This window comes from Wenyingzhuangia sp. IMCC45467, from assembly GCF_054111205.1.
Map to the genome: position 1 here is coordinate 447,751 of NZ_CM134196.1, position 17,297 is coordinate 465,047.

Here is a 17,297-nt window from a genome sequence, read left to right on the forward strand (position 1 = left end):
ATTGGTTATTTTTATTCTCGATTCTCGATTCTCGATTCTCGATTCTCGATTCTCGATTGTCGGTTCTCGGTTCTCGGTTCTCGATTTTCGGTTGTCGGTTCTCGATTGTCGGTTCTCGGTTGTCGGTTCTCGATTGTCGGTTCTCGGTTGTCGGTTCTCGGGATAAAAATTTATAAAAGTAAAACACAACAATGGCTACCAATAAAAATGCAATCATTCGCTATCAAGCATTAGACAAATGTTTTAGAAATACAGGAAAACGTTATGCAATGAATGATTTGATAGAAGCCTGTAATCAAGCTCTGTACGATTTTAATGGAACCACCGATGGAATTAAGCGTAGGCAGGTATATGATGATATCAACTTTATGAAAAGTGAGCAAGGTTATGGAGTGGAGTTGACTATAACAAAAGAGGGGAGAACGGCTTACTATCGTTATTCTAGTCCAGATTTTTCTATTAATAATCAACCGATGAACGAAACGGAAGCTCAACAATTAAAAGAAGCTTTGTTAACGTTGAATAGAATTAAAGGAATGCCTCAATTTGGTTGGGTAGAAGAGTTGACTTTAAAGTTGGAAAAAGATTTTGATTTTCACGAAACTCCAAGAGAAATTTTAGGTTTTGAAAACAATCCGTATTTAAAAGGATTGGAACATTTAAATACTTTGTTTAATGCCATTTTGTATGAAAAAGTCTTGTTGATAGATTATCAATCTTTTAGAAAAAATGATATTGAAGTATTTTCCATGCATCCGCAATACTTAAAACAATACAATAACAGGTGGTTTGTATTGGGAACAAATTCTAAACACCAACCTGTAACTACTTTGGCTATTGATAGAATTGTGGCTATTAAAGAAAGTAAAGAGGTTTATGAAGTCTCTGATATTGATTTTACAGAACGATACGAAGATATTATTGGAATTACCCGAGGATTGGATAACGAAGTCACTAAAATTACTTTACAGGCCAATAAAAGCTTAGCTTCTTATATGTTAACATCGCCTATGCATGGAAGTCAAAAAAATGGTGAATTGAATGAAGATGGATTAACATTTAGCTTAGAAGTAATTCCTAATTACGAATTGGAACAACAAATTTTATCGTATGGAGAAGCTTTAAAAGTAATAGCTCCTGCCGATTTTGTGAATAAAATAAAAGATAGGATTAAAGCAAGTCTAAAAAATTATTAAAAAGCAAAAGCCGTTTTGACATCATCAAAACGGCTTTTAAAAAAATAGGGAGGTGTTTAAAATTCTGTACTATTATTAGACTGATAAACATAATTAAAAGTATAGTATTGAGATCCTGATATTTCGTTATCTGGATTTGATGAATTAGAACTATCTTGATCTTTATAATAACTTAAAATTTCCATTTTTGCATAATGTCCATCAGTTGTTTTAATAATTAATACTTTTCCTGCCAAAGGAGTAATTTTGTGATCTGGAGATCCAGAGTATCCATACCATCCGTTGTCTGCACCTGTAGGTAATGCATAAGCTCCTTCTGCATCTTGTTTAAATTCGATGTTTTCTGGCACTGCAGTAATTTCAGCCAAAGTTCCTGTTTCTAAAGACAATGCCGATTCTCCTGTTCTGTTAGGCTCATCTACCAACCCAATAGCCGATCCACCATTTACAATAATTTTAGTTGCTCTAAAAGCAATGTCCCAATCGTCTCCTGTAACAGTTGTTCCTGTTTTAAACGAAAATTTCGCAAATTCTCCAGAAGCTTCTTGTCCACGTCCACCCATTTCAGGGGCATATAAATTGCTTACAGTTTTAACTTCTAATTCTGCTATTACTTCTTCATTGTTGTCATCACAAGCAATTGTGGTAAATGCCAATGCCATGGCTAGGCTTAAAAATTTAATGGTTTTCATAATGTTAATTGATTTTTAAAATTTAATATTTAGTTTTCCGTAGAGTATTCTCCCAGGAATGTTGTTAATGTTTTGTGGATCAGTAAAATTGAATAGATTGTCTATTCCAATACCTAATGTGTAATGTTTGGCTATGGTTTTGTTTATGGCAACATCAGCTACAGCATAACCATTTATAAATGCATCATATTTATCTAAATACGCATTGTCATTACTATCTGTCAATGCATATTTGCTTCGGTATGTGGTTCTAATATTGGCATCTAATCCCCAGGCTGGATTGTTGTAAAACAACTTTAAATTGGCCATGTGTTTAGAGCGATTGAACAAACCAACATAATCTGATGGTTTTAATTGAAAAGAAGAACCTTGACGGTTACGAGCATAAACATCACCGTTTTTAAAAGCAGCTGCTACACTTTTGTCTTTTGCAATTAAGTATTGATATCCTCCTTTTATTTTGATGTGTTTGATGATATTTGCTGAGGCATTCACTTCAATTCCACGAGTATAAACCTTATCAATATTTACATAACTAAAAATGTTTTGTGTATTGGTTTTATTGGCTATAGCCCTGGTATCTATTAGGTTTTGAATGTTGTTTTGGAATGCGTTGATGCTAAAAGTAAAACGAGTAGAAGGTTTAAAATGGACTCCAATGTTAGTTCCTATGGAACTTTCTGCTTTTAACTTGCTGTCAAAAGTGCTAAGAGGAACTAATAAATTGGCTATTTGATTCTGGTTTTGTAAACGATTTACAACAGTACGAACCATATTATATCCTACCACCGTATAACCAATAGCATTGTTGGTAAAATCAAAATACAATTGTCTAAAATCAGGAGCTTTAAATCCGTAGCCTACAGAACCTTTAATGCTTATTTTTTTATTGATGTTATAGTTAATGGCAAGTTTAGGACTGAACTGAGATTGGTATTTATTGTGATTGTCAAAACGAGCTCCCAAAACCACATTCAGTTTTTCCCCTAAGTTTTGATCGTATTGAAATAGGGCATAGGGAGCACTAAATATGGCTTTTTCACTGAAGTATGTTCTGTCTAAAGTTTCGTAAGTCCACCCTAATCCTGCAACAATTTCAGCATTAAATTTAGTTTGATAAACGACTCTATATTCTGGTCGTATCATGTATTGATCAAAATAACTTTCGCTATCTAAAACATTGGTTTGTGTGTTTTTTAAATAGGAATTGGTTTTATAGTTTGATATGTAAAACTCAGCTGTTGTTTTTAAACTAGGAGTGATACAATGATGCAATAAAAAATGATTGTTCCATTCATCACTATTTTCTTCACCTGCTAAATTTTCAACCGGAGCAGCATTTTGTCTTTGTTGAAATACTCTACTGGTAATATTTAATTGTACAGTATTATTAAACCTGTAATTGATGCCTGTTTGAAAAGTGTAATTGGTAAAAGGATCTATGGTCTTAATTGCATCAGACGGATTTAAATCATACCCAGCATTTTGAAATCTATTGATAAAAGCACTGATACTTAATTTGTTTTTTTTAACTCCAAACTGACTGCTGATATCATGGTTGTTAAAAGAGTCCCCTCTATAATGAAGTTGTGTTGAAAATCCACTTTTTGGTTGTTGGGTAATAATATTTATTACACCTCCCAAAGCATCATTTCCATATAAACTAGAAGAAGCCCCTTTTACAATTTCTATTTTTTCAATATTTCCAACGGTTACCCTATTAATATCTAAAGTACCAGCCGAACGACCAATTAAAGGAACACCATTTAATAAAATTAAGGTGTATTGGGCATCTAATCCTTGCATTTGTATTCCTGCAGCTGCACCATAATCGGGTACTGTAATTAATCCTGTTTGTTCTTCTAAAACTTCACCCAAACGCATAGAATTTATTTGTTGTATTTCTTTTTTGTTAATAATTTGTACAGGTAAAGCAACATTTTTAACCAATTTTTTTGTTCTAGTTGCAGTAATAATTACTTGTTCTAATTCTTCGGTATTAATAATTGAGTCTAATTCAGCTTTTTTCTCTTGAGCTGTAAGCATACACGATAAAAAAAAGATGAAATAAAGATGTTTTTTATTTTTATTTAAACTCATTCTATTTTATATTTGCTGCAAATATATGTTATTTTTACAAAGTCTAAATAATAATTAAAAATATTTTTTATAGTTAACAAAAGCAAAACATGAAAACATTAAAAAAAATCACTTTAGCAACATTGCTAGCATCAACAGTACTTAGTGCACAAAAAAAAGAAGACCAAAAGGCCATTAAAAGTATGTGTGGTTGTTATGAGGTAAACTTTAATTTTGCAGAAACATTTGAATATTCTAACGATACCAACTATGTAGCATCTGCAGTAAAACACGATAAAGCATTAGAATGGGTGCAGTTGGTTGAAGATGATAAGGACAAAATATCTTTACAACATCTGTTAATTGTAGGGGCTCCTAAAAGACAATTTATAGTAAAGCATTGGAGACAAGATTGGTTGTATGAAAATAGAGATTTGTACGAATTTAATTATGATACAAAATGGACCTACAGACAATTACCTAAAAAAGAAGTTAAAAAAACATGGACTCAAAAAGTTTATCAAGTAGATGACAGTCCCCGTTATGAAGGATTTGCCACTTGGGTACATGTAGACGGAAAAAGTTTTTGGGAGAACACAACCACAGCTCCATTACCTCGTAGAGAATACACCAAACGTAATGATTACAATGTTACGTTGAGAAGAAACCGCCAAGAGATTACTCCAACAGGATGGATTCATAATCAAGATAATGATAAAATTATTCGTACTCAAGGACAATCAGACGTATTGTTAGCACAAGAAAAAGGATTAAATACCTATGTAAAAGTAGAAGATAGTAAATGTAAAGCTGCTCAAGATTGGTGGACTAAAAACAAAAATACTTGGGCATTGGTTAGAGCCAAATGGAACCAAGTATATGGTAGAAATCATAATTTAGAATTAAGAGATAAGGTAGATGGAAAACCTTTGTATAAATATTTATTTGCCGATGACTTTTCTGGTAAAGAAGCTGACATAAATTCTTTAATAGATAGTTATATTGTTGAGTAAATTTGTTTGTTTTTTGTTCAATAACCAGAATCCCCATTAATTGAGTTTAATGGGGATTTTATATGGTTGATATTTTAAGTTTTATTAGTCAATAATTAACTTTTTATCTTTAGGATGTTTTACTAAATATTCAATATTTAAAGTTTTACTAGTAGTTTTAGGAATGGTTAAGTTCCATTTTAATTCTCCAGACAAGCTGTTCATTTCTGCATCTGAAATATTTAAAACCTCTACTTTAATTTCATCTGTAACAGATACTGGCACTTGATCTAGCACTTGAATATTAATAGGTTGATTTTTATTATTCTTAATATCAACTTTCCAATGCCTAGTAGTTTCTACATTTTTACTTAAAAACTTTTGCCCCACATTTTCGGTCACAGCACTTCTGTTAATATCTATTTGTTTGTCAACACCAAGAGAAATAACAATCTCTTCTTTAACAGCTCCTAAATCTAGCACCCCTTTGCTTTTAAAGGTATTGTCAAAAAACACATTGGTTTCTCCATCTAACAATTGATATTTTTCCCAATCCTTAATCTTAGCGGTTAAATATGCTGATTTGTTCACTTTTGGAACGGTATAATATTGATATTCTGCAGGGACTTGTAAAGTCTTTAATTTGATTTCTTTTACGTTTACAGAACTTTTTACAGTCTGATTTTTTTCAATATTAAAATTAACAGCTGTTTGGTTAATGGTTGTTATAGCATTCGCTCCATTTTTAGTGGTAATTACAATTACTCCCTCACTTCCTCTACTACCATAAATGCTGGTAGCAGAAGCATCTTTTAAAACATCAATAGATTTGATTTCATCAGGTGATAAATTTGGATTATTATTCATAGCTACTCCATCAACTACGTATAAAGGAGAGGATTCATAATCATCAATATCACTTCTTGTTTCCATTATTTGTATACCAGATGCCTCTCCTTGTAAAGCTCTTCCTATAGCTTTACTTTTCTTTTGTGAAGCATAACCAACCATTACCACTTCATCTAAAGATTCACTACTAGGGTTTAATCTAAAATTTAACGTTTCATTTGTAACAGGTTTTTCTTGTGTTTCGTAGCCTATGTAACTAGCTTTAATAATTTTAGTATTATTAGGTAAACTCATGGTGTAATTTCCATCAAAATCAGAAACAGTACCAATGCTAGAACCTTTTGCTAAAATAGTTACCCCTGGTAGTGGATTTCCATTTTCATCTAAAGTGTGACCCTGAATGTATGAGATATTTTTTGTAGTACCTCTTCTTTGGTTAAAAGACAGTTGATAAGGAGTTAATTCTGGGGCAACTCCAGAAACTGTTGGATTGTCTGATGAAAAAGTCAAAGCCACATTATTCCAATCTATTTGTGAATTTTGTTGTAAGTTGGCCTTGTAGGTAATTTCTAAAGGATTGTCAATATCAATTGCTTTGATATCATAAGAAGGATACCAACTAACATTGTCTACCAAGTAAGTAATTTCAAAATTTGTGTTTTCTATTTTGGTGGTTTCTACTTTTACAAATATTTCTCCAGTAGGTAAGGATTTGTTGTTGCTAATGGTGTTAATTTCATTGTTAACTATCCTTCGTTCCTCGTACAAATCTTTAAGTCTTTTAGCAATGGCCAATTCTTCTAATTTTAACTTTTTATATTGATTGGCATAATAAGTAGCGGTTTGACTTAAATTGTTTACTGTTAAAGTTTGATTGGTTCCTCCAATGGTTTTGTTTTTTTGTAAAAAATCGATGTTCTGATTTACAATTTCTGATTGTGTGTTTTCTAAAGTGATTTTATCAGAGATTGCTTCACGTTTTTCTTCTAAAGCTTTTAGTTGCTCAGATTTTTTAATTTCGTTTAGGTAATTTTTTTTGTGATTTACAGAGAGTATATTAATACTTGGAGCTGTTTTTACTTGTATACTTTTTACATCAATAAAAGGAGAGAGATGATTAAAAACAAGTGTGGTAATTCCTTTTTTTAAAGAAACTTTTACGTCTCTATTAATTTGAGCTTTGTTTAAAAAAACGGTAGCTTTTTTTACTTGGCTAGGTGTTTTTTGTTCTTCTTGAGCAAAGGTAATTTGCGTTAATAATATAAGTACTATTAGCACTTTATAAGTTTTTTTCATACAATTATGTTTTTCTCTAAAATAGAAAAAAACATCGACAATTATTTTTTAATAAATGTAAAGTGATTTATTACAGCTATCTTAATTCAATAACTTTAGAAAATCATCTTTATAAGTCCTACCAATTGGAATGGTTATGTTGTGAACTAATACCACTTGTTGTGTTCCTATTTTTTCAATCTTTTTGGAGTTGATGATATATGATTTATGAACTCTATTGAATGAATACGCTTTGAGTTCAGTTTCCCAAAAACGCAAAGGTTCAGAAGATAAGTAGCTTTTATTAGCTAAGAAAAATTCAGTATAATCGGTATCTGATTTGATGTAAATAAGGTCATCAATATTAACCTTAATATGTTCGTACCCCGATTTGATAAATATTTCCTTTTGTATAAGAGTAGCGTTGCTTTTTACTTTTTCTATGGCTTGCATAAACCTTTTAAAAGCAAAAGGTTTTAATAAATAATCAACCACATTTAAATCATAACTTTCAATAGCATATTCAGTAAAGGCAGTTGTTAAAATTACTTTAGGAGGGGTTTCTAATTTTTTTAAAAAATCTATCCCCGATAATTGAGGTAAATGAATGTCTAAAAACATAAGTTCAACAGTATTGTTTTGTAGAAAATCCATGGCATCTAATGCATTGTTAAAAATGGCTTTTAAGTTAAGGTTTCCTACATCTTCTATGTATTTTTTTAAAATACGCTGTGCAGGCAATTGGTCTTCTACAATAATACAATCCATCACTATTGTAAATTTATTTTTAAAGTAATTAAATACTCTTGATTGTTATTACTCACTTCTAAAGAATGCTTGTTTGGGTATAGCATATTTAACCTTTTTTGCACGTTTTTTAAACCAATTCCTTTGTTTAAATCTTGTGTGGTTGAGGTATTTAAGAAATTATTTTTACAAGTAAAGATTAATTGATTTTGTTTATCAACTTCTAAATTAATCACAATATTAATAGCTTTTGAAAGGCTAGAGGTACTGTGTTTAAAAGCATTTTCTACAAAAACGGTAAAAATAAGTGGAGCAATTTTTAAGTTGTTTTCCCTAACATTAGTGTTAAAACTTACTTTTCCTTTTCCTTCGGTTTGTAATTTGTTTAAATTGATGAAGTTTTCTAACTGTTCTACTTCTCTAGTAAGAGGAACAAAAGCAGCTTTACAATCATATAACATATAACGCAACATGTTAGATAACTCTAAAATAAATTCAGAGGTTTTAGGAGAGTTTTCTATGGCATGCGCATATAAATTATTGAGGTTGTTAAATAAAAAATGAGGATTGATTTGTGTTTTTAAAAACTGTAGTTCACTTTCTTTAGCAAGCAATTCTAATTGCTTGTTGTGCTTGCGTTGTGTTATGGCATCCCAGGCAAATTTAGCTCCTAATAAAATAAGAATGGTAGGGAGTACATCTAACAAATCATATATTTTAGCTGCAATATTTTTTCCTCTGGTAGTAGGGAAAAAAATGCGTTCTAAAATAGCCTCTTCTATAAATATAACTACACAAAATACTACAGCTGTATAAATAGTAAAATGCCAATATTTTTGAGTGTAAAAAAATCGAGGTAATATAAAAAAACCAATAATTAATGCTCCTAAAGATTGGTTGGTAAAAAAAACAAATTCCTGAAAAGTAATATCTCTATCATGTCTTCCGTAGGAGTAAAGAATAAAAACAAGGCTTGCTAATACAAACTGAAAAAGGAATTCCTTGAGAATATTTTTATAATTAGTTTTTCTACTCATAGTTACAAAGCTATAAAATTGAGTGCTTTGTAAATAAAAAATTCTGTAAACATTATAATTAATGCCCTAAACAACAATATTCTTTTTAAATGTTGTTTACCATAAGCATTTTGTTGTTTACAGATTGTTTTTTTATTTGACTTGTTTTCTTAGTTCTTTTGTATTGAATTAAAGTATATAATCCTCAAACTTTTAAATAAATATGATGAAGGTAAAGTTTAACTTTCTATTGCTTGTAATGTTAAGTGTAATAGGTTACACTCAAAACAAAGAAATAACCATTGCAGGTACCCTAACCGATGCTGCTACTAAAACTACTGTTCCATATGCTACTATTGTGGTAAAAGATAAAACTAGTGAAGAGGTACTTGGTGGAACAACATCCAATGAAAATGGTTTTTTTAACATTAAAACATCTGGATCTAATATTTATGTAGAGATTAGTTTTATGGGGTATAAAACTCAAACTTTTAAAAGCATTGATACTAGTAAAAATGTGGTGGATTTGGGAACGATTGTTTTAGAAGAAAATAGTCAGTCATTGGCTGCTGTTGAGGTTAGGGCAGAAGTGTCTAAAACTCAATTTAAGTTAGATAAAAAAGTTTTTAATGTTGGTAAAGATATTGCTAGTACAGGAGTAAGTGCTTTAGAAGTATTAAACAATGTACCCTCTGTAAATGTTGATATAGAAGGAGCAGTAAGTCTTAGAGGTAGTTCTGGAGTACAAATTTTAATAGATGGTAAACCATCTGTTTTAACAGAGTCTGGAAGTAATGCTTTGGGAACCATTACAGCAGAAATGATAGAAAGTATTGAGGTAATTACCAATCCATCTGCAAAATACGATGCAGAAGGTACAGCAGGAATTTTAAATATTATTCTTAAAAAAGAAGAAAAAAAAGGATTAAACGGTTCTGTTTCTGTGAATACAGGAATTCCAGACAATCATAGTGTGGGAGTAAGTATGAACAGAAGAACAGAAAAGTTTAATTTATTTACCCAGTTTGGAGGAGGATATAAATCATACCCAAGATATAACGAGAATATTAATGAAAACAAAGAAAATCAAAGTAGATTGGTGTCTGATGGAACAAATTATAGAAATGAAGTTTTTTACAATTTAATTTTAGGAACAGATTATCATATAGATGATTATAACGTGCTAACCTTATCAGGAAATATTGCTTACGAAATTGAAGATCAACCTTCGGAAACCAATTATAGTTCTTATTTAAATGATGTATTACAAAGTGAGTGGATTAGAACCGAAGAAACCGAGGCAACCAATCCAAAATGGCAATACGAGTTTAATTACAGCAAGGAGTTTAAAAATAACAAAGAGCATATTTTATTATTTAGTGCTTTGGGTAGATTCTTTGGTAAAGAGTTATCATCAGAGTTTACAAATTCAACTTTATCTGGAACCAATACTGAAACAGATCAACAAACAAATACTGAGTTTCAGCAAGCAGATTACACATTTAAGTTAGATTATACCAACCCTATTAGTGATGAATATACTATAGAAACAGGAGGGCAGTATGTAATTAATGATGTTGGGAATGATTACGAAGTAAGAAATTACAATAAAGATGAGGGAGATTTTGTGGTGGATAGTGATTTGACAAACACTTTTGATTACAATCAAAAAGTATTAGGTGTTTATGGAACTGGAGCATACGAAAATGATACTTGGGGGATTAAAGTTGGTGCACGTATAGAAAATACAGATTTAACTATTACCAATAAAGGAGCGGAAGGTACACAGCGTTATACCAACTTGTTTCCAAGTGCTCATACCTCTTATAAATTCACAGATAGTTTCTCGTTACAAGCAGGGTATTCTAAAAGAATTTACAGACCTCGTTTATGGGATTTAAATCCTTTTATTAGTATTAGTGATAATTATAATATCCGTGCTGGTAACCCAGATTTACAGCCAGAATTTACAGATTCTTATGAAATAACTTCTATTTATAAAATAGGAAAAGCAACTATGAGTACTAGTGTTTATTACAGATATACTACCGATGTAATGGAGCGTATTGCCATTATAGAATACGATCCGGAATCTAACAACGATATCACTACAAGAACTCCTTTTAATGTGGGGAGTAGAAACACTACAGGTGTTGAAATCAACGGAAAATATACAGCTACAAAATGGTTGAGCTTTAACGGAGATTTTAACTGGAATTATTTTGATCGAAAAGGTGTGTACGAAAATCAAAATTTTGATTTTTCTGCAGACAATTGGAGTACTCGTTTAAATTCTAAAATTAGTTTTCCGCTAGATATAGATATGGAGTTAACTGGTAATTACAGATCTTCTAATCAAACAGTGCAAGGAAAAGACTCTGGTTATGCTTTTGCTGATTTAGGATTGAGAAAAAAAATGTTAAAAGGAAGAGCGGTAATCAATTTTGCTATTAGAGATATATTTGAATCTAGAATTAGCGAAAGTGTTATTGATAATGATAAATCTTACCAATATAGTTTTGGTCAAAGAGGACGTTTTTTTACCCTAGGATTTAGTTATGGTTTTGGTAAAGGTGAAGCGATGACTTATTCAGGAAAAGGAAGATAATTGTAAAAAATAGATCATGTTATATTTAAAATCACTCAACGCTTTTACTCATCATATAAGTCTTTTAATACTTAGGGTTTCATTTGGGGCCACCATGCTTTTTGGTCATGGATTAGGAAAATGGTATAAGTTATTTGGCGGAGAAGAAATACAATTTTTAGATCCTTTTGGTGTTGGAGAAACTACGGCTTTGGCTTTGGCTGTTTTTGCAGAAGTTATTTGTTCTGTATTTATTATGTTGGGACTTTTAACTCGTTGGGCTATTGTTCCATTAATTGTTACTATGGTGGTAGCTTTTAATATTCACCTATCTGATAGTTTTGGAGTGCAAGAAAAGTCTGTATTGTATCTAATAGTATATATTGTCATTTTGTTACAAGGTCCAGGGAAATTTTCTATAGACGGTTTACTAAGCAAAAAAAGATAAGCTATCTATTGTTAGAGGTTTCATCAATACCTTTTTCAATAAGTTCTGTGGTTTTTTCTAATACTCCTTTTGTAACTTTAGTGTTGGTATTAGGGTGTTTATTGTTAATATAAAACTCTAAGTACAAAGGTAAGTGGTCAGAGTGAATATCTTCTAAGGTTTTAAGTTGGGTAATAGTAATGTCTTTAGAATGATACACCAAATCTATGGGGATTTTAAACAGCCTATATTTTGCAGGAAAGGTAGATATAAATCCACGTCCAACTCTAGCATCAATTAAGCCCGAAACTTTTGCAAAAAGTTTGGTAATACGTGACCATGCCACACTATTAAAATCACCAACAACAATCATACTGTTTTGTTGGGTTAAACTTTTTTTAGCTATAGCCATTAATTCTCCGTCTTGCTCTTTAGAGTTTTCTTCTTCGGTTGGACTTGCAGGTGGTGGATGAATTCCATATAAAATAAAAGAGTCACCCTTAGCTGTTGTAATATGTACCTCTATAGAAGGAATATCATCAGCAACAAAATAATGAGCTTTTATTTTTGTGACTTTTAAATTGCTGTAAAAGTGCATTCCATAGGTGTTGTCTAATGCTATTTTTTTATAGTATTGATAATCATGGTCAAAAACAGATAAAGCTTCTTCCCATTTTTGATCAGTTTCTATAGTTATAAAAATATTGGGTTTTGTTTTGTGTATTAAATTAATTAGGGGTTGATATTGCCTGTTAAATTGATATACATTTACTGATAAAATTGATATAAGCTCTTTGTTTTTTGTATTGTATATCTTGTTTTTAGTAATAATATATGGATATAAAATTAAAATTTGATACCCCATAGCAACACTTAATAATAAAAATATTAGTGTACAAATAGTATTAATATCTGTCCAAAGGAAAAAAATGGCTATTGGCCACAATACTACTTGTAGTGCAAGAATTTGAATTCTTCCAAAATCAGGAACTCTAAATAACCAATGTTGATTTTTAATAAATGGTAAAAAGGTTAAGATTACCAAAGTTATTGTTAATACATAAAAGGAGAATTCCATGATGTTTTATTTAATACCAACGTTTTTTCTTGGCTTTAGAAGCTTCAGATTTACGACCCTTTTTATACTTGCTTCCTTGTTTTTTATGAACCTCTGGTTTTGCAGCAGGATCTAAAGGGTAAGGATGATTTTCTTCTACAGGTATTAATTTACCTAATAATTGTTGAATATCTTTTATATATGTTTTTTCATCAGCAGAACAAAAAGACAAAGCTCTACCTTCTTTTCCAGCCCTACCTGTACGACCAATTCTGTGTACATAAGCTTCAGGAATGTTAGGTAAATCAAAGTTAATAACAATATCTAAATCTGGCACGTCAATTCCTCTGGCTGCTACATCAGTAGCGATTAAAATGTTTACATCATTATTTTTAAACTTATTTAAAGCTTTGGTTCTGGCTGCTTGTGTTTTATCTCCGTGAATGGTATCTACCTTATAATTGTTTTTTAACAAGGTAGTTTCTAGTTTGTCTACACCAAACTTGGTACGTCTAAAAATAATAATATTTCCTCTTAAATCATTTCTTAGTAAATGTAAGCATAACTCAATCTTTTTTGGTTTTGGAACCATGTACAATTCCTGACTAATGGTTTTGGCAGCAGATGAAATAGCAGAAACGGATACTTTTTCAGGTTCCGTTAATAATTCTTTAGCCAAAGCTTCAATTTTTGGAGGCATGGTTGCAGAAAACAGCAAAGTTTGTTTCTGTTGAGGGCATAAACGAGCTATTTTTTTTACATCGTCTATAAACCCCATATCCAACATCATGTCAGCCTCATCTAAAACTAAAATTTGAATATAGTCTAGGTTTAGAATATCTCTTTTATGTAAATCTAACAAACGACCAGGAGTGGCAATTAAAACATCAACTCCTTTGGTTAATTGATCTATTTGAGGCTCCATGGACATTCCTCCATACACAGAAGTAGTTCTTAAATTGGTATAAGTACTGTATTGTTTAAAATTTTCTTCTATTTGTATGGCCAATTCACGCGTAGGACTTACAACTAAGGCTTTGATCTTTTTTTCTTTTTTGTTAGCATCTGCTTGAGAAAAAATACGATCTAAAATAGGCAAAGCAAAAGCAGCTGTTTTTCCTGTTCCAGTTTGTGCACAACCAATTACATCAACACCATCTAGAACCAAAGGAATGGTTGCTTGCTGAATTGGAGTAGGTGTGCTGTAGTTTTGTTCTGCTACCGCTTTTAATATTTTAGCGTTTAAGTGTAAGTCTTTAAATGTCATGGTTAGTATTTACTAGTATGGCAAAGATAACTAAACTATTGGTTAATTATGATACTCATCTCCTTTAGACTTGACTTGATTCTTAGGATGTCTTTAAAATTAATAATGAATGATAATGTATAGAATATGAGTTATAATTTATAGTGTTTTTTTTAAATTAAGGTTAAATTTCTTTATCAATTAATAATAATTTTGAAAAAATCTTTATACTATTTTTTAGTAGGATTGTGTTGTTTATTTCAACCTTTTTTTGTTTCCGCCCAGGATAGGGTAGACATAAATATTGAATCTAAAAATGCTTATGCAGAAAAAATATACTTGCAACCTGTAAGTACGGTTTTTACTACGGATAAAACCATTTGGTTTAAAGCGATTGTGACAGATTTGGAGCATTTGCCTACCAAATTAAGTGGGGTATTGCATGTAGATTTAATTGATTTTGATGAAAACATCATTGATTCTAAACTCTTAAAAATAGAAAATGGTATAACAGATGGTTATTTTGACTTAAATGAAGAACTACCTTCAGGAAGATATTTAATCAGAGCCTATACCGAATGGAATAAAAATTTTGATAAAGAATTTATCTCTCAAACTTATGTAGATCTCTACGCTCTTAAAGAAATTAAAAAAGAAGATCTAGCCATAAGAGAAGTGACTTTACAAGAAACAGAAAATGAACAATATCAAATCTCTGCCAAAGCATTTCCAGAACTCCTAAATCCTAAGTTTAAGGGGAAACTAACAATGTATATTCATACAGAAGAACAAACAGATTCTTTAGAAGTTAAAAAAGATGAAAATGAAGAATATAGTTTTAATTATTTGCTCCCTCAAAACACTGTAAAGGCAAGATTAGAGTTCCAACTAGATTCTATAAGAGCCAGAAATTACGATTATAAAAAGTTTAATTCATACAGCAAAACGATAGCGATTAACAAAGAGTATTTGGATTTACAATTTTTTCCAGAAGGAGGAAAATTAGTAAATGGTTTAACAAGTAAACTCGCTTTTAAAGCTTTGGACTATAACAATAAAGGAAAGCAAATAACAGGGAATATTGTTGATGAAGATAACAATATCATGATGCCGTTTCAGAGCAATACTTTGGGTATGGGGGTTACTTTTTTAACTCCAGCACTTGACAAAAAATATTATGCAGTCGTAAAAGGAACAGACAATGTGGAGTATAAATATCCAATCCCAGAAATTCATAAAACAGGAGTGGTGTTAAATATAAAAGAAATAGAAGAATTTATTGTGTTATCATTACAAAGTAATCATCCAAACCAAGAACCATTACATGTAAAAGCCCAAGTAAGAGGAGTGGTTTATGATGAATTTGATATGCTATTTAAAAATAACAAAGTAGGAGCAGGGATAGAAAAAAACAAATTGCCAGAAGGAATTGTAAAATTCATCATCACCAACCCAAACAATAAAATTGTAGGAGAAAGATTGTTTTTTAATGACAAAGAAGAGGGGCGAATAAACATAACTACAAGTCTAAACAAACAGGAATACAAGCAAAGAGAAAAAACAGTCATCACTTTAAACATTAAAGACAAAGACAGTAATGCTATTAAAACAAACCTATCTGTTTTGGTCATCAACAAAGAAGAGTTAGGAAAAGAAAACAGTCTACGAAGCAACATTTTGTCATACTTTTTATTGAATTCAGAATTAAAAGGTATCATAGAAAAACCTAATGAATATTTCAATCCTAAAAACAAAAGAAAAAAATACGATTTAGATGCCTTACTGCTCACCCAAGGTTGGAGCAATTATAAATATGAAAACACAGCGTTTAATAATAATTTTAAATTTTCACCAGAAAAAGGATTGACTATTTCAGGGAGAATTAAAAACCAATGGTTTTCTAAAAGGGAGTTGAAAAAAACAGTAGAACTTACAGCGGTGTATGGGCCTTTAAATGTGGTTATTCAGGAAATAGATAGTACAGGAGGCTTTAATATAAAGTTAGATGATTACTATAAAGACGAGTTTAGAGTAGCCTTGCAAACTAAAACTGAAAAAGGGAATAAAAAAGATTACACTATTGAATTAGATAAATACAAAAGTCCAAAAATACATTACAAAAAAGAAGAAATAGTTCAGTTGGCAGATTCTGTTAGTATGTATGTAAAGAAAAACATTGTCAGAAAACAGAAAGAGGAAAAGCTTAAGCCTGTTGTAGGTGCTATAGAATTAGAAGAAGTAGAACTTACGGGGTATGTTATGACACCGGCCAGAAAAAAAATGATGGATTTACACGGGGCTCCAGATTTGGTGATAGAGAATGATGAAATTGTAGAGAAAGCTCCAACATGGAATTATGGATTGTACAGTGCTTTACAAGCTAGTTTTCCGGATGATATTCATATAATTGATAATATAGAAGGTTTTTATTTCCCCTATTCACAAGCTAAAGTATATGGAAGAAATTTCACATTTATTGTGATAGATGGTAAGCCAGTAACATTGTTGGATTATCCATATATACAAAACTTACCTATTGAAGAAATTAAAAGTTTTGAATTGATAAAAAGTCCGAAACGCTCAAATTATTATTTAGGTGATGTTTTTAGAGGTGGTTATAATGACGAGGAACTTGGTATTATGGGAGTTTTGCCAGATGATGATCCTGGTCGACCTCTTTATGAAGCTGGATTGTATGGTGTAGGTGCGTATAGAGGTGATCTAGTAAGAGACTCTAAAATAGCTATTATTAGCATTTATACGTATGCGGGCAAAGGACTTTATGGTGTAAGCAGAAACAAAGGTATTGATAAGTTTAACATCCAAGGTTTTCAACCCAAGCGTGAGTTTTATACTCCCAAACACGAAAGTTTAAATCCAGAAGATTGGCAAATTCCAGATGTACGTTCAGTTGTACATTGGTCTCCAAACATAACTACTGATGAAAATGGAGAAACTAAAGTAGAATTTTACAATGCCGACAATACAGGAGAAATGCTTGTTGTAATTGAAGGCATTACTAAAAAAGGAAAGTTTGGATATTATGAAACAAGTTATCAAGTAAGGGGGAAATAAGTTCTCGATACTTGATTTGTTTCCGTTGCACTCCAGCAAATCAAACTCGAACTGACATG

At 31.1% G+C, this 17,297-nt stretch carries 12 protein-coding genes; 5 read left to right on the plus strand and 7 right to left on the minus strand.

All coding sequences use genetic code 11. The features are described from left to right. Positions 1-191: 191 nt before the first annotated feature. The gene (locus ACXGQT_RS02125; RefSeq protein ID WP_457829750.1) at positions 192-1,196 is read left to right on the plus strand and encodes a helix-turn-helix transcriptional regulator; all 1,005 of its coding nucleotides are present in this window, start codon (positions 192-194) and stop codon (positions 1,194-1,196) included. Between the two features lie 56 nt (positions 1,197-1,252). Here the strand turns inward: ACXGQT_RS02125 and ACXGQT_RS02130 are convergent, their stop codons facing one another. Together ACXGQT_RS02130 and ACXGQT_RS02135 are read right to left on the minus strand one after the other, a co-directional pair. Next, positions 1,253-1,888, minus strand: coding sequence for an HmuY family protein (locus ACXGQT_RS02130; RefSeq protein ID WP_457829751.1), 636 nt, complete (start codon positions 1,886-1,888; stop codon positions 1,253-1,255). A gap of 15 nt (positions 1,889-1,903) precedes the next feature. Next, positions 1,904-3,988, minus strand: coding sequence for a TonB-dependent receptor plug domain-containing protein (locus ACXGQT_RS02135; RefSeq protein ID WP_457829752.1), 2,085 nt, complete (start codon positions 3,986-3,988; stop codon positions 1,904-1,906). Between the two features lie 89 nt (positions 3,989-4,077). Here ACXGQT_RS02135 and ACXGQT_RS02140 point away from each other — a divergent pair, with 89 nt between their 5' ends. Then, a complete protein-coding gene (locus ACXGQT_RS02140; RefSeq protein WP_457829753.1) occupies positions 4,078-4,980 on the plus strand; it encodes a DUF6607 family protein in 903 nt (300 codons plus the stop codon). A gap of 84 nt (positions 4,981-5,064) precedes the next feature. On the opposite strand, the gene ACXGQT_RS02145 is transcribed toward ACXGQT_RS02140, so the two are convergent. The 3 genes from ACXGQT_RS02145 to ACXGQT_RS02155 form a co-directional block, all read right to left on the minus strand. Continuing rightward, positions 5,065-7,104: a mucoidy inhibitor MuiA family protein gene (locus ACXGQT_RS02145; RefSeq protein ID WP_457829754.1), complete on the minus strand. Its 2,040-nt coding sequence runs from the start codon at positions 7,102-7,104 to the stop codon at positions 5,065-5,067. Positions 7,105-7,185: 81 nt separating this feature from the next. Then, complete coding sequence (locus tag ACXGQT_RS02150) at positions 7,186-7,851, minus strand: LytR/AlgR family response regulator transcription factor (protein WP_457829755.1); 666 nt, start codon at positions 7,849-7,851, stop codon at positions 7,186-7,188. A gap of 2 nt (positions 7,852-7,853) precedes the next feature. Continuing rightward, positions 7,854-8,867 (minus strand): sensor histidine kinase, encoded by a 1,014-nt coding sequence (locus ACXGQT_RS02155; protein WP_457829756.1) that lies wholly within the window; start codon positions 8,865-8,867, stop codon positions 7,854-7,856. Between the two features lie 238 nt (positions 8,868-9,105). Here ACXGQT_RS02155 and ACXGQT_RS02160 point away from each other — a divergent pair, with 238 nt between their 5' ends. Next, complete coding sequence (locus ACXGQT_RS02160) at positions 9,106-11,454, plus strand: TonB-dependent receptor domain-containing protein (protein WP_457829757.1); 2,349 nt, start codon at positions 9,106-9,108, stop codon at positions 11,452-11,454. A 16-nt stretch (positions 11,455-11,470) separates the two neighbouring features. Further along, the gene (locus ACXGQT_RS02165; protein ID WP_457829758.1) at positions 11,471-11,881 is read left to right on the plus strand and encodes a DoxX family protein; all 411 of its coding nucleotides are present in this window, start codon (positions 11,471-11,473) and stop codon (positions 11,879-11,881) included. A gap of 1 nt (position 11,882) precedes the next feature. Here ACXGQT_RS02165 and ACXGQT_RS02170 read toward each other — a convergent pair whose 3' ends face one another. Both ACXGQT_RS02170 and ACXGQT_RS02175 read right to left on the minus strand, forming a co-directional pair. After that, complete coding sequence (locus ACXGQT_RS02170) at positions 11,883-12,938, minus strand: endonuclease/exonuclease/phosphatase family protein (protein ID WP_457829759.1); 1,056 nt, start codon at positions 12,936-12,938, stop codon at positions 11,883-11,885. Between the two features lie 10 nt (positions 12,939-12,948). After that, positions 12,949-14,184, minus strand: coding sequence for a DEAD/DEAH box helicase (locus tag ACXGQT_RS02175; protein WP_457829760.1), 1,236 nt, complete (start codon positions 14,182-14,184; stop codon positions 12,949-12,951). A gap of 192 nt (positions 14,185-14,376) precedes the next feature. On the opposite strand from ACXGQT_RS02175, the gene ACXGQT_RS02180 reads away from it, so the two are divergent. Beyond that, the gene (locus ACXGQT_RS02180) at positions 14,377-17,238 is read left to right on the plus strand and encodes a hypothetical protein (protein WP_457829761.1); all 2,862 of its coding nucleotides are present in this window, start codon (positions 14,377-14,379) and stop codon (positions 17,236-17,238) included. Positions 17,239-17,297: the final 59 nt, after the last annotated feature.